Source organism: Dyadobacter tibetensis Y620-1 (genome assembly GCF_000566685.1).
Classification (GTDB): domain Bacteria; phylum Bacteroidota; class Bacteroidia; order Cytophagales; family Spirosomataceae; genus Dyadobacter; species Dyadobacter tibetensis.
In genome coordinates, this window is sequence record NZ_AZQN01000006.1 from 171,409 (window position 1) to 193,650 (window position 22,242).

Annotated in this window: 19 protein-coding genes; 10 read left to right on the top strand and 9 right to left on the bottom strand. The window is 44.7% G+C overall.

Translation table 11 applies throughout. The annotated features are described in order from the left end of the window. Window positions 1-43: 43 nt before the first annotated feature. The 3 genes from rdgB to X939_RS0116280 form a co-directional block, all read right to left on the bottom strand. On the bottom strand, window positions 44-625 hold the full coding sequence (gene rdgB / locus X939_RS0116270) for an RdgB/HAM1 family non-canonical purine NTP pyrophosphatase (protein WP_025764357.1): 582 nt from the start codon (window positions 623-625) through the stop codon (window positions 44-46). A 116-nt stretch (window positions 626-741) separates the two neighbouring features. Continuing rightward, window positions 742-1,626, bottom strand: a complete 885-nt coding sequence (locus X939_RS0116275; protein ID WP_025764358.1) for an FKBP-type peptidyl-prolyl cis-trans isomerase — start codon at window positions 1,624-1,626, stop codon at window positions 742-744. 49 nt (window positions 1,627-1,675) lie between these two features. Beyond that, entirely contained in the window at window positions 1,676-2,710 is a 1,035-nt protein-coding gene (locus X939_RS0116280) for a DHH family phosphoesterase (protein WP_025764359.1), read from the bottom strand. Between the two features lie 201 nt (window positions 2,711-2,911). On the opposite strand from X939_RS0116280, the gene X939_RS0116285 reads away from it, so the two are divergent. The 3 genes from X939_RS0116285 to X939_RS0116295 all read left to right on the top strand — a co-directional run bounded on the left by X939_RS0116285 (window position 2,912) and on the right by X939_RS0116295 (window position 5,237). Beyond that, window positions 2,912-3,331, top strand: coding sequence for a nucleoside-diphosphate kinase (locus tag X939_RS0116285; RefSeq protein WP_025764360.1), 420 nt, complete (start codon window positions 2,912-2,914; stop codon window positions 3,329-3,331). 489 nt (window positions 3,332-3,820) lie between these two features. Then, window positions 3,821-4,576 carry an SDR family NAD(P)-dependent oxidoreductase gene (locus X939_RS0116290; RefSeq protein WP_025764361.1) on the top strand — a complete coding sequence of 252 codons (756 nt, stop codon included), beginning with the start codon at window positions 3,821-3,823 and terminating at the stop codon, window positions 4,574-4,576. Between the two features lie 22 nt (window positions 4,577-4,598). Then, complete coding sequence (locus X939_RS0116295; protein WP_198034433.1) at window positions 4,599-5,237, top strand: TetR/AcrR family transcriptional regulator; 639 nt, start codon at window positions 4,599-4,601, stop codon at window positions 5,235-5,237. A gap of 461 nt (window positions 5,238-5,698) precedes the next feature. Here X939_RS0116295 and X939_RS0116300 read toward each other — a convergent pair whose 3' ends face one another. Beyond that, window positions 5,699-6,208 carry a fasciclin domain-containing protein gene (locus tag X939_RS0116300; protein WP_025764363.1) on the bottom strand — a complete coding sequence of 170 codons (510 nt, stop codon included), beginning with the start codon at window positions 6,206-6,208 and terminating at the stop codon, window positions 5,699-5,701. Window positions 6,209-6,343: 135 nt separating this feature from the next. Between X939_RS0116300 and X939_RS0116305 the strand changes: the two genes are divergently transcribed. Beyond that, a complete protein-coding gene (locus tag X939_RS0116305) occupies window positions 6,344-6,937 on the top strand; it encodes a 3-keto-disaccharide hydrolase (protein ID WP_198034438.1) in 594 nt (197 codons plus the stop codon). Between the two features lie 64 nt (window positions 6,938-7,001). On the opposite strand, the gene typA is transcribed toward X939_RS0116305, so the two are convergent. Further along, a complete protein-coding gene (gene typA, locus X939_RS0116310) occupies window positions 7,002-8,816 on the bottom strand; it encodes a translational GTPase TypA (protein WP_025764366.1) in 1,815 nt (604 codons plus the stop codon). Window positions 8,817-9,597: 781 nt separating this feature from the next. Here typA and X939_RS0116325 point away from each other — a divergent pair. The 5 genes from X939_RS0116325 (at window position 9,598) to X939_RS0116345 (ending at window position 16,082) form a co-directional block, all read left to right on the top strand. Next, entirely contained in the window at window positions 9,598-10,101 is a 504-nt protein-coding gene (locus X939_RS0116325) for a hypothetical protein (protein ID WP_025764368.1), read from the top strand. A 54-nt stretch (window positions 10,102-10,155) separates the two neighbouring features. Then, a complete protein-coding gene (locus X939_RS0116330; protein ID WP_044199768.1) occupies window positions 10,156-12,519 on the top strand; it encodes a TonB-dependent receptor in 2,364 nt (787 codons plus the stop codon). A gap of 4 nt (window positions 12,520-12,523) precedes the next feature. Then, the gene (locus X939_RS0116335; protein WP_084299513.1) at window positions 12,524-13,396 is read left to right on the top strand and encodes a DUF4249 domain-containing protein; all 873 of its coding nucleotides are present in this window, start codon (window positions 12,524-12,526) and stop codon (window positions 13,394-13,396) included. A 94-nt stretch (window positions 13,397-13,490) separates the two neighbouring features. Further along, complete coding sequence (locus X939_RS0116340) at window positions 13,491-15,083, top strand: M28 family peptidase (protein WP_025764372.1); 1,593 nt, start codon at window positions 13,491-13,493, stop codon at window positions 15,081-15,083. 144 nt (window positions 15,084-15,227) lie between these two features. Then, window positions 15,228-16,082 carry a TraB/GumN family protein gene (locus X939_RS0116345; RefSeq protein WP_025764373.1) on the top strand — a complete coding sequence of 285 codons (855 nt, stop codon included), beginning with the start codon at window positions 15,228-15,230 and terminating at the stop codon, window positions 16,080-16,082. Window positions 16,083-16,094: 12 nt separating this feature from the next. On the opposite strand, the gene X939_RS0116350 is transcribed toward X939_RS0116345, so the two are convergent. After that, window positions 16,095-17,609: an NADH-quinone oxidoreductase subunit N gene (locus X939_RS0116350; protein WP_229236075.1), complete on the bottom strand. Its 1,515-nt coding sequence runs from the start codon at window positions 17,607-17,609 to the stop codon at window positions 16,095-16,097. A gap of 24 nt (window positions 17,610-17,633) precedes the next feature. On the opposite strand from X939_RS0116350, the gene X939_RS0116355 reads away from it, so the two are divergent. Further along, window positions 17,634-18,275 carry a hypothetical protein gene (locus X939_RS0116355; RefSeq protein ID WP_025764375.1) on the top strand — a complete coding sequence of 214 codons (642 nt, stop codon included), beginning with the start codon at window positions 17,634-17,636 and terminating at the stop codon, window positions 18,273-18,275. Here X939_RS0116355 and X939_RS0116360 read toward each other — a convergent pair. Genes X939_RS0116360 through X939_RS0116370 form a run of 3 tightly spaced genes read right to left on the bottom strand, consistent with a single transcriptional unit; the run spans window position 18,272 to window position 22,229 of the window. Then, window positions 18,272-19,507 carry an alkaline phosphatase family protein gene (locus tag X939_RS0116360; RefSeq protein WP_025764376.1) on the bottom strand — a complete coding sequence of 412 codons (1,236 nt, stop codon included), beginning with the start codon at window positions 19,505-19,507 and terminating at the stop codon, window positions 18,272-18,274. The two genes, X939_RS0116355 and X939_RS0116360, sit on opposite strands and share 4 nt — an antisense overlap. Before the next feature lie 19 nt (window positions 19,508-19,526). Continuing rightward, window positions 19,527-20,420, bottom strand: coding sequence for a metallophosphoesterase family protein (locus X939_RS0116365; protein ID WP_025764377.1), 894 nt, complete (start codon window positions 20,418-20,420; stop codon window positions 19,527-19,529). 15 nt (window positions 20,421-20,435) lie between these two features. Further along, window positions 20,436-22,229: a RagB/SusD family nutrient uptake outer membrane protein gene (locus X939_RS0116370; protein WP_025764378.1), complete on the bottom strand. Its 1,794-nt coding sequence runs from the start codon at window positions 22,227-22,229 to the stop codon at window positions 20,436-20,438. Window positions 22,230-22,242: the final 13 nt, after the last annotated feature.

Sequence of the window (22,242 nt, forward strand, 5' to 3'; positions counted from 1 at the left end):
TTTGGATGGTGGAGAAGTCTGTTGATGTGGAAACAAAAACTAATCAGGATTTTTTTTGCAAAAAATCAACCAGCTTAGCAAATGCCCGTGCTCGATGGCTCATGGTGTTTTTCTTGCTCAGTTCCATTTCAGCAAAGGTCAATGATTGCCCTTCAGGCATGAAAATTGGGTCGTATCCAAAACCTTGTCCACCGCGTTTTTCTTTCAAAATAGTACCGATAACTTCCCCTTCGAACTGGTGAAAGGTACCATTTATTACCAAGGTGATGACCGTTAAGAACCTGGCACTACGATCGGTATAAGGGGCAAGATTGGAAAGCAGTAGATTCATATTATCGTCGGCCAGTCGTTGTGGCCCGGCGTAACGTGCCGATAACACTCCGGGTGCATGGTCTAATGCGAATACTTCCAGACCGGTGTCATCGGCGAAGCAGTCCACTCCAAACTGCTCCCAGACATAGCGAGCCTTGCCCATAGAGTTTTTGGCTATTGTATCATAGGGTTCGGGTATTTCGGTATGGCACCCTATATCTTCCAGGGATCGGAGAGTAAAATCGGATCCTAACAAGGAAGCTATTTCCTTAATTTTATTCTGATTATTGGTAGCGAAACAAAGTTGATTCATGAATAGATATGGTGATTTGATGCGACTAAGGTGCAGTTTAATGAAAAATGGGCATACAAAAAAGCGGCTACCTCCCAGGGGAAGTAGCCGCGCTTTTGTAGCAGGTTGGCTCTGGATTATCTTGCAGGAGGTGTAGGAAGTTTTTCTCCCTTACTGAAATCTACCAATTCCAATTCGAACTGCAATACCGAGTTTCCTGGGATTGGACCGTAAGTTTCCGGACCATAGGCCAGTCCTGATGGAATGATAAGCAGGCCTTTTTCTCCTTTTTTCATGAGCATAATTCCTTCTTCCCATCCTGGGATAACCATGCCTGCTCCCACCTGAAGATCCAGGGGTGTGCCTTTTGAACTATCAAATTCCTTACCATCTAGGAACTTTCCAACATAGTTAACCTTCACTTTATCTCCGGCAGAGGGTGACTTTCCTGTACCAGGTTTTTCGACGATATATACCAAGCCAGACTCGGTTTTGGTGGCTTTTCCAGTCAGGTTATTTTTAGCCATAAAGTCAGAGATTACCTTGGCGTCTACTTCCTTCTGCTTGGCCGCGTCTTCTGACTGGCTTTTCTGGAACTCTTCAGAAGTCTGTACGCTCAATACCTTTACAGTAAAGCTTATTTCGCTTCCCTTGGCAATCATAGGAGGAAGAGGCTGCTGCATTTTGGCGAAAAGCGTATCTGCATTTACCATAAATTTAGCACTGTCTCCAGTAGCCAGAAGGGTAAGTCCTTCCTCGAAGCTACCTTTAAAAGGTGGCTCTTGAAGCACCATTTTCATAGGAGATCCTTCTTTGTAGGTGTCCCTAAGTACCGAATCAGCACCATTTTTAAGCACCAAATGGAAAGACATGATGTCTCCCAGTTTTGCCTGACGTGAATCGTCCTCGTGCTCAAAAATTTGATATTTAAGACCGCTATCGGTTACTTGCGTGCGGTAGTTGTTGCAAGCGGCAGCAAGAATAGTTATGCCCAATGCATAACCGACTGTTTTAAAATTCATCAGAATAGATTTAAAAAGGTATTGTTTATAATGTGAAATTGATTCGCTTTTATTCAACATCCAGCAATTGTTGCTGGTATTGGGGTAATATACTCAGGAATTTATCTACCGTCTGGGTTACCGGCGCATCAGATTTACCACCCGAAGCATTTTTGTGTCCGCCACCACTAAAGTAAGTACTGGCTACATCGCGGACCGAAAAGACGCCAACTGAGCGGAAAGAGATTTTGACCTCACCCTTGCGTTCTATAAAAAGGGCCGACATCACCACATTTTCTACCTGAAGTCCATAATTAACAATGCCTTCCGTTTCGCCCGTGCTGGAGTTGAACTTAATGAGTTCTTCCTCGGTAAGCACCATATATGCCGTACGGTATTCAGGTAAAACCACCAATTTTTGTGAAAGCACATACCCCAGAAACTGAAGTCTGGATAGGGGAGCACTGTCATAGATAAGGCGATGAACCCGGCTGGTATCGAGCCCGGTGCGCATCAGATCGGCTACGGCCAGGTGGACCGCTGGGGTCACATTGGAATGTCGGAATGATCCTGTATCGGTCATAATGCCGGCATATAGACAAGCTGCCATATCCATGTCGATCACCTCGGTAATATCTTTATCGGATTCAATGATTTTGATGGTCTCGTATACAAGCTGGGCGGTAGCGGCAGCTACGGTATCCCAGATCATCCACTTGGCAAAATCTTCGGGGCCCAGATGATGGTCTATAACCATCTTGATGGCTGTAGCCTGTTCGACTACTTTACCCAAATCTTTCAGTCTGGATAAAGCCGAAAAGTCTAGGCAGCAGATTAAAGATGCTTCCTTGATTTTCTTTTTGCTCAAGGCATGGTGCCCCGGCTTTTCATATACCAGCACCGACTCCATGCCAGGTAACCACTTCAGGTTGGCACTGTAGTCGGTGGGACTGATCACTGTTACATCGTGCCCTTTTCCTGAAAGGTAGCGTGCCCAGCCTAGAGACGATCCCAATGCGTCGGCATCGGGGTCCCTATGCATCGTGACGATGATCTTTTGGGGGGAAGTAAGAAAAGCTAAAAGCTCTTCAATGGTTTGATTCACAGTAGACTATTCAAATGAAAAATGCTTAAAAATAGGTTCAAGCGCACAAAATTACGAAAAGTGTTGAGAATAGTTTTAAAATGATAGAGAATCAGTGAGTTTGCTGACAAAGTTTTTAATTTAAACATGTTGGAAAAGGCTTCCAAACTTCCAAAATTGGTATAAAAGTGTACTTTTGTTCCAAATATAAATTCAACAAGTATGACTACCAATAGAACTTTTACCATGATTAAGCCGGATGCAGTGGCAGACGGTCATTCTGGTTCAATTATTAAAATGATTGAGGCGGCTGGATTTAAAATCATCGCCATGAAGAAAACTTTACTTACCGCTGAACGTGCAGGCCAGTTTTATCAGGTGCATGCCGAGCGTCCATTTTACGGCGATCTCTGTGGTTATATGTCCTCCGGGCCTATAATTCCTATGATCCTTGAAAAGGAAAATGCCGTAGCCGATTTTCGTACATTCATAGGCGCTACCAATCCAGAGCAGGCTGCCGAGGGGACAGTTCGGAAGTTATATGCCAAGTCTATCCAGGCCAATGCCATTCATGGGTCGGATTCCGACGAGAATGCGGCTATAGAAGGTAGCTTTTTCTTCTCAGAAACGGAGCGTTTCTAATACGATCAGGTAATACCTATAAAAACAAAAGCAGGGATGGTTCGCTCAATCCCTGCTTTTGTTTTTATGAAGTTAAGATCCTTTTATTGGTCTCACCTTTCTTTTATTTGTTCTCTTACTATTGAATAAAGCCCTTTCCGTATGCAACGGGCTAGCGATGCAGCGAGTTTAAGCTTAAACTATACCAAAGTTCTGTTTTAGGTCGGCGGAGATACAGACCTCAATTGAGACGATACTTAGGGCTGCCTAAAGGATTAGAAAGGGGGAAGTCGCAATTTCGATGCTCTAAATCTCCTAGTAAGCTCAGAATTTGAAACTATAAAATACTTGATTTCACTGCTAAACGCCCGTTTTGAATGGGCAGTAATTAGAACATTTTTATTCAGGTGTTAAATTATCCATTTTAATTGGAATACTCATTCCGTTATTTGTATGTTTGTAATCGGAATGATCGTTCCGTTATTATGTACAATTTAAAAAGAATAAGCAATGAGTAAATTAACTGGAAAAGTTGCCATCGTTACCGGTGGCAATAGCGGTATTGGATATGCAACAGCAAAAGAATTAAAAAATCAAGGTGCAACTGTTGTTATTACAGGAAGGGATTCGCTTAAAGTTGTAAAAGCTTCTCAAGAACTTGGCGTGAAAGGAATTGTGGCCGATGTTAAAAACCTATCGGCCATTGATAAATTGGTGGAAGAGGTGAAGAAAGCTTATGAGAAAATCGATATACTTTTCGTTAATGCGGGGATTTTTCAACCGGCAGCAGTAGGCCAGATAAGTGAGGAGATGTTTGACTACCAAATGGGTATAAATTTTAAAGGTGCATTATTTACAACCGAAAAATTTCTGCCAATTTTAAGTGATGGTGCATCCATAATCAATCTTTCATCTATAAATGCCTATACTGGAATGCCAAATACTGCGGTTTATGCGGCATCAAAAGCTGCGTTAAATGCATACACCCGGACTGCTGCGACTGAATTAGCACCCAGAAAAATCAGAGTAAATTCTGTTAATCCAGGCCCTGTATCCACTCCAATTTTTGGGAAAACTTTGATGAAAGAAGAGCAATTAAATGGATTTGCAGAAGCTATGCAAAATCGTATCCCTTTAAAACGTTTTGGACAACCTGAAGATATTGCCAAACTGGTCTGTTTTTTAGCTTCTGATGATGCTTCTTTCATTACTGGAAGTGAATACAATATTGACGGGGGGATAAATATCAATCCACTTTTAAACTGATTTTTTTTGATCTTTATTTGGAATGATAATTCCAGTATTTATATTTGTGGAAGTGTTTAAGGCTTCCACATTTTTGTCTATGCCAAGGGTTAAATTATTTGATGAAAACGAAGTTCTAACCAAAGCAATGAATTTGTTTTGGAAACAAGGCTATTCGGCTACTTCTGTTCAAGATTTAGTAACGCATCTAGGTATTAATCGAGCAAGTCTGTACGATACTTTTGGCGATAAAGAACAATTGTTTAAAAAGTCATTTGAACTTTACAGAAAGACAAATTTGGAGGGATTAATTCAGTTTTTTGATAGTCATCCGAATGTAGAAAAGGGATTTTCGGAGTTATTTGACATCGCAATTCATCAAGCAATACTTGATAAGGATTTAAAAGGGTGTTTTGTCGTAAATATGGCAACTGAACTTATTCCAAAGGATAAAAAATTACTAGAAGTAATTGAGAGTAACAAACGTGATTTTGAGAACCTTTTTTTTGAGTATTTGAAGAAAGGGAAAGATAATGGTCAATTAAAAACCCAGCAGGACCTCATGTCATTGGCATCGTTCCTTTTTCTGCTTTATAATGGATTAAAAGTTATTTCAAAGATTAATCCGAAGAAGGAAGAGTTGAAAAGATCTATAGATTTAGCCCTGACTTTGGTTTTTTGACCTTATGAGTGCTAACGTTGGTCAAATAGTTAGTTGCCAGCTTCGAAGCATTGTCCTTTGAATTTACGATATGCACTTACTTTTGAAAACCGCTTGAGTCTGTAATGTAACCCTTGTCTAATAGTGTTTTAACTATAAGTTAGCGTATAGCAATAACAGAATAGGGACGTATGCGTGACTGAGCGATGCAGGAGCAAAGAAGGAAGAATCTATGACCTGCCCAAAATGGATGGGGTCGCCCAGACCGGGTCGCCTAGACGGGGTCGCCTAGACCGGGTCTTTACAAAAATAAGGCTTATCCAGTCACTAATTGCACATTATGGTAGCCACTAGCTTTGAAGATGTTAGGTTTGATGAGCGTATTTTAAAACCTAGACAAATTGATGCCTCATAACGAATCAGGCTCCGATTCCTGATTTGTTATGAGGTAAATAGCCTTTGGGCAGTAAAAAGAGAGGTCGTTATTTATCGGTAAGCAGTCTGTCGATGACATGGACGATTCCGTTATCAGCGTTTACGTTTTTAAGCCGTACGTCTGCCTTGTTGAGGATGATAATGGTATCTTGCTTGGTAACCCGAATATCCATTCCATTCATAGCCTTCACAGATCCAGCGGGGATATCTTTGTACTCATATCTTTTGCCTAGTATATGGTAGTTGACAAAGGAAACCATAGAATCGGCTGGGAGTGAAGTAATAGCGCTTGCACTGCTGATTCCGGAGGCTCTGAAAGCCGCATCGTTAGGAGCCAGTAGGGTTAGGTTTTCCGTTCTAAGGGCATCACTCATTTTAGCAGTTCGAACAATTTCCTGAAAAAAAGTAAAATCGTTGCTCTGGCTGATAATTTCAGCAATTGTTTTTGGCTTTACCAGATCGGCGTCATCTTCCTGACAAGAGGCCAAACCAAAGATTGCTACGACAGATAGGAAATAAAATAGGATTGTAAAATGGTTTAAACGGCTTTTTTTCATAGCTTTCGAGTTGGTTAATCACTGCAAATCTAACGGAAAAATAGGTTTCAGATTTTCCGATTCTAATTATTTTTATCCTAAATCCTAAAAAGTATGTTAATGAAACAAAGGTATGCCATGCTTCTTGCCGCTGCAATGCTCTTCGTCGGTTCGGCATTTATGAGTGTTGATAGAGGGGCTGAAAAGGCCAAAAAGACCATCAAGCTCTTCAATGGCAAGAATTTGAATGGCTGGAAGATTCACGGGACAGAAAAATGGTACGTAGAAAACGGCCTTCTGGTTTGTGAAAGTGGCCCCGACAAGCAGTATGGATATTTGAAGACAGAAAAGACCTTTAAAGACTTCGACCTTTCTGTAGACTTCCTACAGGAAGCCAATGGGAACAGTGGGATATTCTTTCGCTCTTCCGTAGAGGGGACTAAGGTATCGGGCTGGCAGGTAGAAGTAGCGCCCCCAAACCACGATTCAGGTGGTGTGTACGAGTCCTATGGCCGCGGTTGGTTGGTGCAGATCGACGAGGCTGAAGAAGGTCATTTGAAAATGGGAGAATGGAATACCATGCGGATCAAAGTGGTAGGCGACCATGTTCAGACCTGGCTCAATGGCCACGCAATGGTGGATTTTCACGACGAAAAAATCGGCGCAGCCGATGGCTCCATAGCCTTACAAATTCACGACGGAGGAGGTATCCGTGTGAAATGGAAAAATATCCTGATCAAGCAATTATAATTTCACTGCTGATATACAAAAAAAGGAGCCATTAAGCTCCTTTTTTTGTATATGCTCGAAAGGCTTACGCCATTTCAACCTTATTGGCATTACGCTTGCGATCATTCTCTTCAAGATAGATCTTACGCATACGCATGCTGTTTGGCGTCACTTCTAGGTATTCATCCTTCTGGATGTATTCCATCGATTCTTCTAAAGAGAAGTTGATTTTCGGAACGATACGAAGGCCGTCATCAGAACCAGAAGCTCTCATGTTGGTCAATTTCTTCGCTTCCTGCAAGTTTACCACAATGTCGTTGGGGCGGTTGTGCTCTCCAATTACCTGACCACCGTAGATCTCGTCTCCAGGCTCTACAAAGAAACGCCCACGATCCTGTAGCTTGTCGATGGTATAACCCGTAGCCATACCCGTTCCTTTAGAAATAATCGATCCGTTTTGACGTCCTGGGATAGGACCACGGAAAGGTTCGAAAGATTTGAAACGGTGCGTCATAACGGCTTCACCCTGTGTTGCCGTCAATACATTAGAACGCAGACCGATCAATCCACGAGATGGTATAAGGAATTCCAAATGTTGAAGATCGCCTTTAGGTTCCATTACCAGTAGCTCACCTTTGCGCTGAGTAGCCAATTCGATCACCTTACCGGCGGTAGATTCAGGAACATCTACTACCAATGTTTCGATAGGCTCCAGGCGCTGACCATTTTCATCCTCTTTGAACAATACTTGAGGTTGTCCCAATTGCAGTTCGTATCCTTCACGACGCATCGTTTCAATAAGAACTGACAAGTGAAGAATACCCCGTCCAAATACTAAGAATTTGTCTTCGGTGTCGGTCGATTCTACCCGTAGGGCAAGATTTTTTTCTGTCTCTTTCATCAGACGATCCCGAAGGTGACGTGATGTTACGAACTTACCCTCTTTTCCGAAGAAAGGTGAGTTGTTGATCGTAAATAACATGTTCATTGTGGGCTCATCCACGGCAATACGAGGAAGTGCCTCAGGATTTTCGGCATCGGCAAGTGTATCACCAATTTCGAAATCTTCGATACCCGTAACGGCACAGATATCACCAGCGGCAACTTCTGAAACCTTCACACGACCCAAACCTTCAAAAATCTGAAGTTCTTTTATTTTTACTTTTTTGTTAACCCCATCTGCCTTACATAACATCATGGTAGCACCCTCTTTCAGGCCTCCACGCTTTACACGACCAATGGCGATACGGCCTACAAAAGCGTTATAATCCAAAGATGTAATCTGCATTTGAGTAGTACCTTCTTCGATTACGGGAGCAGGAATTTGCTCGATAATGGTATCCAAAAGGAAGGTAATGTCTGTGGTAGGAGTAGTGTAGTCAGGTCCCATCCAGCCCTGCTTAGAGGAACCGTAAACCGTAACAAAGTCTAGTTGATCTTCGGTAGCGCCCAGGTTGAACATCAGGTCAAATACATTTTCCTGAACTTCTTCGGGGCGACAGTTTTCCTTATCTACCTTGTTCACTACTACGATAGGTTTCAAACCGCGCTCAATAGCCTTTCCCAACACGAAGCGGGTCTGGGGCATTGGGCCTTCAAAAGCATCCACCAAAAGCAATACACCGTCGGCCAGCTTCAAAACGCGCTCTACTTCTCCACCAAAGTCGGCGTGACCAGGGGTATCAATTACGTTAATTTTAATGTCCTTATATCTAACCGATACGTTCTTGGATACAATGGTAATCCCACGTTCCCTCTCCAGGTCATTATTGTCGAGTATGAGGTCGTCAAATTCCTGGTTATCCCGGAATAACTTTGAAGCGTGGATAATTTTGTCAACCAATGTGGTTTTTCCGTGGTCAACGTGCGCAATAATTGCGATGTTACGAATGGCTTGCATTGTTTTATATATCAATTGTTTATGACCACAGAAAGGAAAGAGAGCCGTACTTAAAAATGTTTCAGACTGGCTATGCTTATTTTCTGTGCCAAATAGAGTGCAAATGTACGCACTTTTTCGCTGAATTAGAGTATTTTACAATTTTTTTTATCTAAAATAACAGAATCATAATCTGGAACACCGGGCCGGGATATTGCTGCTGACTGCTATAATACTGGCTAACAATAAGTAGGCCCCTTCCTGTCGGCCTATTCCGATTGGCAGTGAGTGGAATAGGACATTAATGTGAAATGCTAGTGCCAAGGTACTACCGGCCATCCTGCTTGGCCATGTGTTTTAGCTAGCATATTGAAGGATTTTCACCCAGCTGAAAGAGTATTTCTCGAGTGGTTCAGGATTTACCGGCTTGATGAAGGCGAAACGTACGAAAGAATCAAACAAGCCATGCAAGCCACCGAATCCCGAAAGGATGACATGATTGTAAAAATAAACAGCTCAGATGCCGTTAAATCCCGAAGGGATGACATGATTGTAAAAAAAAGCAGCTCAGATGCCATTAAATCCCAAGGGATGACATGATTGTAAAAATAAACAGCCCAGATGCCATTAAATCCCGAAGGGATGACATGATTGTAAAAAATAATTTCAGCCATTCTGGTTTGTGATCATTTCTATTCGATATTGTTAACATTTTTTGTAATCATTTATTTTTGCCAGATTGCATGCTCGTAAATGATTGATTTTCTATTTATTTAGTACATTATTCTGACGGAATAAATTTATGGCGAAGACTAAATATTTCGTATTTCTATTGCTAGCCCTCATTGCCTGTGAAAATCAAAGCGCTTCGGAGAAGAAGGCCAATGCTGATATTGAAAAACTCAATAAAACCTGGGTGGTTAATAGCCTGAGCTATGATGCTGGTATTCCAGACTCGGTAAGGTTGGAAGATACAGCCCTGGAGCTCTACTTCGGGACCTGTAATTATATGGATGACGCACCGTCATTATTATGTGCAGGTAGTTACACTTACGATGGTATTGCTTCTGAACTGAATTATCAGTATCTATTCGATTTGAGTCAATATAAATTAGCTTTCAGGCAGGAAGATGTACCGGGGGCGCCAGCACTTACGGAGGCCCAAAAAGTTAAACTTCAAAAGGTGGTGAATCTGATGAGTGGCAACTGGAAGTTGGTAGCAGATGGAGAAATGCTCAGTGGAGAAATGAAATCGAGTGTTATGGATCACGGAGGCCTGGTGAAGTTTACCGCCAAACGGAAATAGTTTACCGAAGGTTTGCAGCAATCAGGTGATTCGATTCTTGTCAATATACACTTTATGAAAATTCCCCAGCTTCGGCTAATGCTGTCGGGTATCTTGTTATTGCTTTGTGCCAATACGTGGGCGCAACGAAAGGTGATTGTAAGCGGCTACGTACAAGAGCAGCATAGCAAGGAGGCCATTGCCGGTGTTTCGGTAAGCGTAGCCAATAGTCCTGATGGTACCATCACGAATGCTTATGGCTTTTATTCTGTGGAGCTTCTGGCCCATACTAAAAGCACCCTACTTTTTTCGGCGCTGGGGTATAAAACCGCAGTCGAGAATATTCATACCAGTTCCGACCAAACAATCCACATCTTATTGACCCCAGAAGCCCGACAACTGGCGGAATTTACGGTGAAGACCAAGGCCGTTTCCGTGGCAAGCCCTATAGAAATACCCGTTGCCGTCATTAAAGATATCCCATCCCTGCTGGGAGAGCGGGATATTATAAAGACCCTGCAATTACTACCGGGGGTAAAAATGGGTACCGAAGGCTTTGCGACGTATTATGTCCGTGGGGGCGGGGCCGATCAAAACCTGATCCTATTGGATGAGGCTCCTGTGTACAATCCCAATCATGTTTTTGGGTTGTTCTCTGCCTTTAATGTGGATGCCATCAAATCGGTGACTTTCTACAAGGATCGTTTCCCGGCACGCTATGGAGGACGACTGTCCTCGGTTTTGGACCTACAAATGAAAGAGGGGGCCACCGATAAAATACATGTGGAAGGGGGGATCGGACTTACTTCTTCGCGCTTGTCGGTCAATGGGCCCATCGTGAAAGACAAGGCTTCGTTTATGGTCTCGGGTAGGAGGTCGTATCTGGACCTGGTGACCAAGCCGTTTGCGGAAGACAACTATAAGCCAGGATATTATTTTCAGGATTTGAATGCCAAGCTAAACTGGAAGCTCAATGACCGAAACAAACTTTATGCCAGTGCTTATTTTGGAAAGGATAATTTATCGCTGAAGGAAACCGTGAACCGTTCGGCTTCACAGCGTAAAATCGATCAAAATTTAGGATGGGGGAATTTTACGACTTCTTTACGTTGGAATCATCAATTCAGTCAAAAACTATTTGCCAACACCACCGCATATTATACACAATATCGGTTTTATACGAAGGAAAGTAATTACTATTTAAAGACGGACGATCTTATCCAGAACTTAGCCAGCTTCTCGTCCAGTTTGAACGATTATAGTGTTAAGGCTGACTTTGATTATTACCTATCCAATAAGCACCAGTTTCAGGCAGGAATTCAACTGACGCGGTATGCCTTCCGTCCAAGGGATTATGCCTACCGTGATGAGGTCACTGGCACGAGTTATGCTGCTACCGAATCGTATGTCAATCATGATGCCAGCCTTTATCTGGAAGATCAAATTCAATGGTCTGAAAAACTAAAAACCAATGTCGGCGTCCGCCTTGCCGGACTGGCCACGGCCCAAAAATCCTTTTTATTTGTCGAGCCACGGCTTTCTCTGCAATACCAGGGGCCGCAGCAGTGGTTTGCTACGCTTTCTTATAACCGCAACAACCAGTTTATTCATATGCTTTCCAATACCGGTTTGGGCTTGTCGACCGATTTGTATGTACCCGTAACGGACCAAAGCCCTGCGCAACAGTCGAATCAGATCTCTTTTGGAATTCAAAAACGATTTGAAGAATCGGGATTGTCATTAAAGGTAGACACGTATAGAAAGTGGATGCGCAATACTGTGGCCTATAAAGAAGGGGCTTCCTTTATCTCCTTCGACGACGGTCCTCAGGATTTGCCCTGGACGGATAACATCACCGTGGGCAAAGGATGGTCGTACGGTACCGAATTTTTATTAAAAAAGGAGCAAGGAAAGCTTACAGGCTGGGTGGGGTACACCCTTTCCTGGACCATTCATCAGTTTGAGGAGATCAATAGTGGAAAGCGCTTCTTTCCTACCTTCGACCGCCGGCATGACCTGAGTCTTGTATCTAGTTATGCCCTGTCCGAAAGGGTAAAACTATCGGCCAATTGGGTATTTCTGACGGGCAACCGGCTTACCGTTCCCCAGAGCTATTCCTATGGATACAACGGGCAACCCGATCGATTTCATTCGGGGCGCGACCTGCAGCTGACCGAGTATTTTGGTTCCCGCAACAGCTATCAAGCAGAAGCTTACCACCGGCTCGATTTGGGAATTCAGCTTCATAAAAAGAAAAAATGGGGAGAGCAGTACTGGGAGTTTGGCCTATATAACGCCTATTTTCGAAAGAATCCCACCTATTATTATTTGAAATACAGCACGGTCGGTATTAATGGGGAGTATGGCGAAGCGGGCAAGGTGACCAAGAAGTCGCTGTTCCCAGTAGTGCCGTCGGTGAGCTATAATTTTAAATTTTGAGTCTATGTGTCGTCTAGCATCTTTTTTATACCTGTTGATGATAGCCCTTGGATTGGCTTCTTGCGATCCTGGCGTTTCCATTGAAAATATTGATGCCGAAAATCTGCTCTGTGTCACAAGCTTTATTTCCCCTCAGGACTCGACCCTAACGGCCTATGTGTATCGTGCCCGGTCGAACGGGGATGTGGCTGGGCGGGTGTCGGTACTAGAAAAAAATGCTACGGTCGTTATTTCCGATGGTAAAAAGGAAGTATTCTTAGTCTTTGACCCCATTCTTCGAACCTATAATGCCATGAATCCTTTTGGGGCAGCCAAAGACGGTACGGTATTTCATCTTCGGGTATCGACGCCTGATGGGGTAGCTGTAAGCGCCCAATCGCTTTTACCTCCCAAGCCCCGAAAGCCAGAAATAACGGGGCAGGTCAAGGATCGCCTGTATGAATTTGAAATGCTGTGGCACAATGATATCAATTATCCTTATTACGATTTAGAAGGAAAGCTATCAAGCAATTTGGGAGACTCTTTGTACTATTTTATGGGAGGCGGTAGTCAGGTTAGTTTTGATCAGGATCTCTATGAAATTATGCCCTCGGACAAGCAGTTGAATGGAGTCAATAGAGTCAAGGGGTGGACGAGCTCTGGAGAAGGATTTCCTGGGTCGCTTAAGGCTTCACTGAGGGTGGTTCACGTTGAAGAGGCCAATTTTAAGTATTGGAAGACCTATAAGGAATACAGGAATTGGGGCTTCAATGTAGATGGCGGTATCATCCCTAATTTTAAAAGTCCGGTGCGCGTTTTTTCGAATATCGAAGGTGGTTTCGGGGTATTTGCTTCGCAAAATGCCAGTGAACCCTTTGAAATTGTATTAAAAGACTAGGAGGTTATCAGATGAAGGCATGCACCTTCTATTTTGCCAATCACTTTCCGTTTCGTTTCTTTGTACATCTATTAGTATCAACGAAACTTATAAAATGAACAAACACTTATTGGCGGGACTCCTGCTATCGGTTGGAACCATTGCTATGGCCCAGGACCATGCAGCCAAGTATGCCGAAACCATTACCCCTTCTGACCTTAAGAAGCATTTGACGATCATCGCCTCCGACAGTCTGGAAGGGCGCGATACGGGATCGCCGGGACAGAAAAAGGCGGTAGAGTATGTGGTGAAGTATTTCAAAGAATACGGCATGCAACCCATCGCAGTAGGCGCCGACGGACAGAAAACATTTTTACAGAAATACGAGCTTTACAAGCGTAGCTGGGGCGAAGTATACCTTGCTGCTCAGGGCAAACGCTACGAACTTGGTCAAGACTTTTTCGTGAATGGACTGATCAATGTCCCCGAGGAAATCACAGTACCCGTAGTCTTTGCCGGTTATGGCATCGCCGATGACCGTTATTCTGATTATGAATCATTGGATGTAAAAGGCAAAGCAGTTGTGGTATATGACGGAGAACCTCAGGATAAGCAGGGGAAATATATCCTTACGGGAACCACAGAGAAGAGCAAATGGGGAAGTAATATCGGTTGGCAGAATAAGGTGAAAATTGCCCGCTCCAACGGCGCTACCCAGGTGTTTATCGTAACCGAAAAAACGGGAGAGGATGCAGAAAAGGAGATTCGCCAACGTGCCGTGATGGCGCGCCGCTTTGGAGCACCCACGCTGAAACCTGTAGAAGAATCGGCAGATGCACTTTCGGCCTTCGTTATATCGGCCGACATCGCAGCCAACCTGCTGAATACCTCTACCAAGAAGCTGGCCTCCAGTAAGAAATCCATTACAAAGTCTGGAAAGTCAACGTTGCGAAGCCTGTCAGGCTCAGTATCCCTGAAGGCGGAGCGCTTAAGCGAAACCATCGACACCGAAAATGTCGCGGCTTTTCTGGAAGGTACCGATAAGAAAGAGGAGGTATTGGTGATCAGCGCCCATATCGACCATATTGGTATATCGCCCAACGGGGAAATTAATAATGGCGCCGACGATGATGGTTCAGGTACGGTTTCTCTTTTGGAACTGGCTCAAGCCTTTGGAAAAGCTAAGGCAGAAGGTAACGGACCTCGTAGGAGTATCTTGTTTCTGAATGTAACAGGTGAAGAGAAAGGACTTTTTGGGTCTGAATATTACTCCGAGAACCCTATCTTGCCTCTGAAGAATACCATCGCCAACTTGAATATCGATATGATTGGCCGGGTGGATGCAGCGCATGAAAATGACCCGAAATATGTGTATCTGATAGGTTCCGATAAGCTATCGTCTGAACTGCATGCGATCAGCGAAGAGGCGAATAAGAAGTATATTAACTACGATCTGGACTACACTTTCAATGATCCTAGCGACCCTAATCGTTTTTACTATCGTTCCGATCATTACAATTTTGCCAAGAATAATGTGCCGGTGATCTTTTACTTTACCGGCGTACATGAAGATTACCACCGCCCTGGCGACGATGTGGAGAAAATTATGTTCGATAAGCAGGCACCCATCGTGAAGTTGGTGTTTCACACGGCTTGGGAGCTGGTCAATCGGGAGAGCCGCATTGTGGTAGACAGCAATAAAAAGTAAGTCTGGCAGCCCATCAAAGAAAATCGAAGCCCTATGTCTCCGGCCTGTATCAGGAAGGTGTCATAGGGCTTTTTTAATCAAAGGACTGTTTTTTGTCTTTGCAATCCTCATTTCAGCGTTCTACTATTTTATCTTTAAAATATCATGAGAAAATTACTTTGCTGTTTTCTTTTATTATTCAGTCTGAGGGCTCAGGCTCAGGCTCCTGAGGACAAAAGTTTGCTATGGGCTATTTCCGGTAACAACCTGTCGCAGACCTCCTTTCTTTTTGGAACCATACATTTGGTTTGTCCGGACGACTTCGACCTAAATGCTTCTATTCAGGAAAAATTAAAACTAACGGAGCAACTGGTGCTGGAAGTAGACATGGACGATCCGGCTATGATGGCTACGATGATGCAAGCCGTTTTTATGAAGGATACCACATTGCAAACCCTGCTTCAGCCCCAGGATTATACGTTTCTTCAAAATTTCTTTAAGGATTCGGTAGGTTTGGATCTGGCGGTATTTGGCAATGCCAAGCCTATACTGCTTTTGGGGCCTATGCTTGGAGCCATCCTCTCTTGCGACCCCCTTTCTTATGAGCAGGAACTAATGAATCTGCTGGAAGATCAACACCAAGAAGTCGTCGGTCTTGAGACCGTTGAGGAACAGATGACGGCCTTGAATGCTATTTCTTATGCCGATCAGGCAGAGATGCTAATGCACTTGGTGCGCGACTTGCCCAAGGCACGGGAGGAGTTTGCGGCCATGGTATCACGTTATCGGGCGCAGGATATCAATGGATTGTTTCAGTTGACAGAGACCAGCGAATTCGAAGTGCAAAACTACGATAAGGCCCTGCTTGAAGACAGGAATCGAGCGTGGATCGGACGGATGGAAGTGCTCATGAAAGATAAACCCTCATTCTTTGCCGTTGGTGCGGCACATCTGGGTGGAGCCAAGGGAGTAATTACCCTTTTAAGAAATGCAGGCTATCAGGTCGAGCCGGTACAATAAAGATTTAATTTCTTAAAAAGCACTAATCCAGTTCATTAACCACTCGGGTCTGGCGAATAGTCCCAAGATGAGTAAAGTAAGCCCCAGAGCCATAGTTTTTCCAGAGAAAGTGTCCATAGCTGGAATAAGGGGAAGATCCTTTTCTTCCTTGAAAAATAATAGATAAGGAAGCCGGAGGTAATAGGCCAGTGCCACTGCAGCATTGAGGATGCCACCAATCAGAAGCCAGAGCATCCAGGTACTTTCCTGGTGCTGATAACCATCCCACAAGGCCGAAAATATCAATAATTTGGCCGTAAAGCCTACCGTAGGAGGAAGTCCCGCAAGGGCGATGAGGGCGACGGTGAGCGCAGCCGCTACCAATACATTGTTCCGGCCCAGTCCTTCGAAGTCGGCCAGGTTGGCACTGGAACGGGGCTGTAATAGGTCGATTAAAAAGAAGACGGCAAGGTTAACAATCAAATAGGCTGCGACATAAAACACTGCCGACTCGAAGCCAAGCTTGCTGGCTACGGTCACGCCAATAATGAGATATCCGGCCTGAGCGATGGAGCTATAGGCCATGAGTCTGCGGGCGTTGCGCTGCCACAGGGCGCCCACATTGCCCATGGTAATACTGATCAGGGCTATGCCCCCCAATACCGGGAAGTAGGGGTCGGGAAGGGCAGTGGTGAGCCGAATGACGACAAGCAGAACAGCCGCTTTAGGTGCCACCGATAAAAAAGAAACCAGAGGGGTAGGGGCAGCCTCGTATACATCGGGCGTCCACACATGAAAAGGTACCAAGGAAAGTTTGAAAAGAAGTCCTCCCAAAAGCATGACCATAGCAGTAACGCTCACGACCGGTTCGTTGGCCATAAGCCCCGAGTATAAGCCCGGGTCGGTGATGTTCATGGTAGCTGTAAGGCCATAGACCAGGGAAATCCCGTAGAGCATAACAGCCGAGCTGGTTGCGCCAAAAAGCAGGTATTTTATACCCCCTTCGGCGGCTTTACGGTTGGGCTGTAAGGCTACCAGCAGATAGGAGCATATCGATACCAATTCAATACATAGATAAATGGTAAGGAGATGTGTGGACATCACCAGCAGGTGTAGGCCAGCAACGGTGACGATGAGTATGGCGTTAAATTCGGGAGGGAAATCGTATTTTAGCAGCCGGACATGCATCAGTGTGAATAGCCATGCCGATAGGATAAGCAGTTTGAAAAAGATAGCCTGGTGATCCAAGAAAAGCAACGGATAAAAGCGGAAGGAAGCGCCACTATCCCATTGGCAACAAACCAATACAAAAGTGATTAAAGCGCCAGCCACACAGATCCCATGAAGTATATTGGCGACCTGCTTACGCTTAGGGCTTTTTATTAAAATTAACTCAGCCAGCAGAATAACACAGAAAAGTAGCATCAGGAAGATCTCAGGTAAGATTCCGGTTAGGCTTTGACGTATGTGCAGGAGTTGTTCGTTTAAATCCAATGGGGCAGGTACAATTTTTTTGGCAAAAGTACATAAAGATGGTAGGGAATCCATCCTAAGGACTAAACTAATTGATTTATGAAAACTTTCCGATATTTCTTTCTTACAATATTGATCGCTTCGGCCGGTCTGGCAAATGGTCAGGACTTAAGCTTGTTAGGGGCCATGCAGCTCGATTCCGCAGCTGCCAAAAAACCTTCGGCCTATTTGTTCGATGAGTATTACACAGGTTCTGTCACTGGGGAAGGGGGGCTTGTCGTCGACGGCGTCAACCTCCGATTCAATACGGCCAGCAATAGGCTTGAAATTAAGAAGGAAGACTCACTGTTCGTGACGGGCGCCGCCGTGACAGGTTTTACGCTTCCTACGGGCACGGCATTATATTATTTTCAAAGGGGCTTCCCGGCGGTAGACAACGGGTCGGCCGAAACTTTTTATCAAGTGCTATACGATGGCAATGTGAAGTTGCTGAAACGATACTCGCCCCAGAAAGCGGGGACGAATATCATTGACAACGGGAAATTGTATATTCTGAAGGCAGGGAAGATGAACCCAGTTAGCCTTAGCAATCGGGAGAGTTTTTTAAAGGTTCTATCCGATGAGCGTAACAAAATGAATTATATCATCAAAGAGTCTCAATTCGATTTTGCAGAGGCCGACGACCTGGTCATTCTTCTCCAGGAGTACGACGCTTATAAAGCGGGTCGCGGGGGGAATTAATCCTTGCTATCGACGATCCAGCGGTTAACGCAATTATCTGGCGCTTCTATTACCACTTTTAGGAATTTTGAGGGGTATTTAGAAGCGTCAATTTCTACTTTTTGCAAACCTGCTTCCACTTCAGCTACCAAGCGATAGTGATCGCGTCCACCCGTGTTGAAGTGGTTGGTAGTTGCCAACCAAATCTTCACCGGTGCTTTACCGTCAATTGCCTGCCAAGACACTTCAATTTTTCCATCTTTTTTGGTAGCACTGGGTTTAATTACAGATACAGGACCAGTCAACGGAACGCCATCGATTTCAAAGGCTTGTTCCTTCGGGAAGCGAACTTTTAAATGGCGGGCCAGAGTAGGCATGATATCTACAATGCCTGGATTTTTTTTGAAAGCGGGGTTGAGCAACTTGGAGTTGGTGACCATCCAGGTGTTACGCTCCCGGTCGGATTGCCCCCCATGGCCTCTACCCGTTTTCGGGTCCCGACCGTGATCGGTGGTGATAAAGATCATCCAATCTTCCTCATGATTTTTCTCCCGATCTTTTATAGCCTGCCAGAGTTTTCCCATCTGCTGATCCATGATCTGAATGGATTCATGAAACTGAGGGCTATCCCCATACCGATGGCCCATATCGTCGGTGTATTCCAGGTACACCCAGGAGAGGTCGGGAGCCTGAGTCCGAATATACTGCGCCGCTTCTGCCGTCACCTTTTCGTCGATGAGGTGAATATAACGTTTGTCTTTATCGTGGGGGAATTGAATGGTGTCTAGTTCGAATCCGTCGAAGGGATAGTCGATGCGCAGATAGTCTGTCTGGGGGAGTCCCTCGCCGATTAACTTGGTACGGTTGTCGAGCCAGGTAGAGAAAACGGCGGTCTGTTTGTCGGGGTATTGTTCTTTAAAGAACCGAAAGATCGACCAGTAGGCGTAATTCGGATCTTTGATACTGTTTCCCCAAACATTATGCTTGTTGACCCAGGTGCCAGTCAGCAAACTGTTATAGCCTACTGCCGAAATGGTGGGTGTTTGGGAATACCCATCCTTTTCACCTCCCACATAGGCACGGGTATAGCCTCCTGCGGCAGCAATGGAATCCAGGTAGGGAGTACTTATTTTTTCGATTACATCACTGGAAATTCCATCGACGATGACGAAGAGTGCTTTAGGCGTTTTTTGCGCCTGTACTTGGTTTAATCCCCATAATAGGGCCAAAAGGGTTAAAGAGTATTTTTTCATATTTGACTTAAGGTTGTATTTAGTACGTATGAGGGTGATAAGTATTGATAACTCTACCGTCTGCATAACATTCTAGGATACTATATCCCGGAGGTGTTTCCTGATAAAAATAAGGTCCGGCTGATTCTTTGTCGCCCTTACCCCACCAAAAACCGCTCATGGCTCCATTACAGCAATATTGTACCCCATTATAAACGGTATGGTCAAGAAGGTGTTGATGACCACTAAGACAGAGCTTTACTTTGTCCTGATGCCGGTAGAAGAGGTCTTTTAGGGCTTTAAAGTCGGAGTGGCCTCCCCCTACCAGAACCGGTGTGGTGCCCAAAATGGGGTAATGGGACATGAGAATTACTGGAGACCGATCCGGAAGGGCTTGCAATTCCGTCTCCAGCCAGGCAAATTGCTCTGGATCCAGCGTAATTTTGGGCTGGTTTCCATCCAGTATAAAGAAATGCCAGCCATTTTTCTGGAAGGAATAGTAGCGGTTTGGAATTTTTAAGCGCTGGACCACATAATCCTTCCCATACATGGGATCGTGCTTGGAGGGAGCAGCCCACCAAGGGTCATGATTGCCGATGCAGCTATATACTTCATAATCGGAAATGGTCTGCATACACTTGTCCCAAATGGTCCAATATTCCAGGGTTTTTTCTCTGGTGACATGGTCGTAATCGGCCGCCATAATGGAATCACCCCCATTGAGGAAGAAATCGACCTTATGTTTTTTGATCTCTTCCAGACAATTTATAAATCGTGAGGGAGCACCTTCTTCGGCACGGATGTGCACGTCCGTGATATGGGCGATGGTCAGGATGGGTGAGTCGGAATCTTCCGATAAAAGCATATTGGGGGAAGCAACCGCAGTTACTCCACCCAATATGCCGGCATTTTTTATCCAGTTACGTCTGTTCATAGGTCTATTAAACGGCTACCAGCCAAATACTTGTTTAAGATTGGGATTCAGTATAATCTGAGTTTGCGGGATAGGTCTATAGTAATATTTAGGTTCTTCAAACGTCCTTGACGTCGTTTCGGTCACCGTGCTTCCGCCCGAGCTTCCATTTTTCAAATATACAGTAACGTCCTCTCCAAAAGCCCCCGTTTTGTAATATATCAGCGCTTTCCCCAGACTGTTCTTCTCTTTATTTGCCTCTTCGGGGATGGTAGCATCCTTTCCGATCAGGATAATATCTTCAATTCCGTCGCCGGTTAGGTCGTATTTTCCCAGGCCGGAGAAGTACAGGCCTTCAGGAATATTGGTTAATAGCTTTCCAGCATTCCAACGCATCAGGTCATCGAAGCGGGTATTTTCAAAGGCAAACTCCACCCTTCTTTCCCTTCGGATTTCCAGGAGTACACCCAGGTTGCTGCCTGTAAGTGTAGGGTATTTTTTTGCCAAAATGGCATCTGGATTCGCATTGGCAATGGCCAGAGAAAGGTCTGGCATACCTACCCTTCGACGGAGCAAGTTAATACTCCCATCCAGATCTGACTGGGTAAGAGTATTTAGTTCTGCTTTAGCTTCAGCAAGAATGAGCAGTGCCTCGGCATAGCGATAAGCTGGAAAGTCGATGCCTTGGTTGAGGGTGGTGATGGTGGTGTTGGCGTAGCCCTTAAGCTGATGGTAACCGGTGAAATTTTTATTAAGGCGAAGGATATAAGCGGAAGTTTCTGGCTCCCTGATCCATCCAGGGTATACCAGGGTCTGGGAAAGCCGAGGATCTCGGTTTTTGAATTCTGTGACGAAATCAAATTGTGAATATCCGGGCTGATCCGTAAACCGGCTACCGTCTTTCATAAGGTAGGTCTGGACAAGATCCCTGGCTGGTGATTGCTCATATTCTCCAAAGACTACAGAATTGATATTCTGAGATCGGTTTTTTACTGGGTCGAATGCATTTACTAAAATGACCTCTTTATTGCTGGTGAGATCCTGAGCATTGAAAAGGCTGGCGTAGTCCTGCTCCGGTTTTCCAGTATTGTAAATTTGAAACTTCCCGGAAGCCTTAATTTCCATGGCCAAAGCAGCGGCCTTTTCCAGAAAAGCTTGGGCAGACCCCTGCAGGTTTAGCTCGCTATGATATTTACGGTAGCTACCTTCGTATAATGCTGTTCGTGCATAATATATTTTTACCGCCCACTTTCCCGGAGTTCCAGCATCGACGTTCTCCCTGACATGGTTATTGGCAAATTCCAGATCGGCCATGAGGCTGTCGACTACCATTGTACGTGGATCCTGGGTTTTATAAAGGGTTTCATCGTTAGCTCCGAGGGCGCTGCCATACCAAGGTACATCGGAGAAGCGTTTGACCTTTTCCATATAGAAAAGTGCCCGATAGTACCGGGCCAGGCCTGCGTAATGATTCTTCACTTCGGCAGACACCTCGGCCTTTTGGTAATTGTCAAGAAAATAGTTGATATCGCGAAGCCGGCTCCAGCTCCAACCACCGGTAATGTTTTCGGAAGTGGTCGAACCCGTCATAATGGTTTTCATTTCTACCGCTCCTGTGGTAGCCGCATTATCTGTATTCTGGTCGTTAAGATAAGAATACCGGTCGGGCATCGATAGCAGACCATTGATGTACAGGGCCAGATCCTCTTCGGTATTGAAGAATGCCTCAGGAGAAATAGAGGTCTGCGGATACCGGTTCAAAAAGTCTTCGTCGCAGGCTGTGAGGCCGGTAATTAGCACCAGCAGAGAAAAGAATATGTATTTTTTCATGTCGTAAGCAAAT

Coding starts and splice junctions, on each gene's coding strand:
- rdgB (WP_025764357.1), bottom strand. CDS start 625: ATGAATCAACTTTGTTTCGCTACCAATAATCAGAATAAAATTAAGGAA.
- X939_RS0116275 (WP_025764358.1), bottom strand. CDS start 1,626: ATGAATTTTAAAACAGTCGGTTATGCATTGGGCATAACTATTCTTGCT.
- X939_RS0116285 (WP_025764360.1), top strand. CDS start 2,912: ATGACTACCAATAGAACTTTTACCATGATTAAGCCGGATGCAGTGGCA.
- X939_RS0116290 (WP_025764361.1), top strand. CDS start 3,821: ATGAGTAAATTAACTGGAAAAGTTGCCATCGTTACCGGTGGCAATAGC.
- X939_RS0116295 (WP_198034433.1), top strand. CDS start 4,599: ATGATAATTCCAGTATTTATATTTGTGGAAGTGTTTAAGGCTTCCACA.
- X939_RS0116300 (WP_025764363.1), bottom strand. CDS start 6,208: ATGAAAAAAAGCCGTTTAAACCATTTTACAATCCTATTTTATTTCCTA.
- X939_RS0116305 (WP_198034438.1), top strand. CDS start 6,344: ATGCTCTTCGTCGGTTCGGCATTTATGAGTGTTGATAGAGGGGCTGAA.
- typA (WP_025764366.1), bottom strand. CDS start 8,816: ATGCAAGCCATTCGTAACATCGCAATTATTGCGCACGTTGACCACGGA.
- X939_RS0116325 (WP_025764368.1), top strand. CDS start 9,598: ATGGCGAAGACTAAATATTTCGTATTTCTATTGCTAGCCCTCATTGCC.
- X939_RS0116330 (WP_044199768.1), top strand. CDS start 10,156: ATGAAAATTCCCCAGCTTCGGCTAATGCTGTCGGGTATCTTGTTATTG.
- X939_RS0116335 (WP_084299513.1), top strand. CDS start 12,524: ATGTGTCGTCTAGCATCTTTTTTATACCTGTTGATGATAGCCCTTGGA.
- X939_RS0116340 (WP_025764372.1), top strand. CDS start 13,491: ATGAACAAACACTTATTGGCGGGACTCCTGCTATCGGTTGGAACCATT.
- X939_RS0116345 (WP_025764373.1), top strand. CDS start 15,228: ATGAGAAAATTACTTTGCTGTTTTCTTTTATTATTCAGTCTGAGGGCT.
- X939_RS0116350 (WP_229236075.1), bottom strand. CDS start 17,609: ATGGATTCCCTACCATCTTTATGTACTTTTGCCAAAAAAATTGTACCT.
- X939_RS0116355 (WP_025764375.1), top strand. CDS start 17,634: ATGAAAACTTTCCGATATTTCTTTCTTACAATATTGATCGCTTCGGCC.
- X939_RS0116360 (WP_025764376.1), bottom strand. CDS start 19,507: ATGAAAAAATACTCTTTAACCCTTTTGGCCCTATTATGGGGATTAAAC.
- X939_RS0116365 (WP_025764377.1), bottom strand. CDS start 20,420: ATGAACAGACGTAACTGGATAAAAAATGCCGGCATATTGGGTGGAGTA.
- X939_RS0116370 (WP_025764378.1), bottom strand. CDS start 22,229: ATGAAAAAATACATATTCTTTTCTCTGCTGGTGCTAATTACCGGCCTC.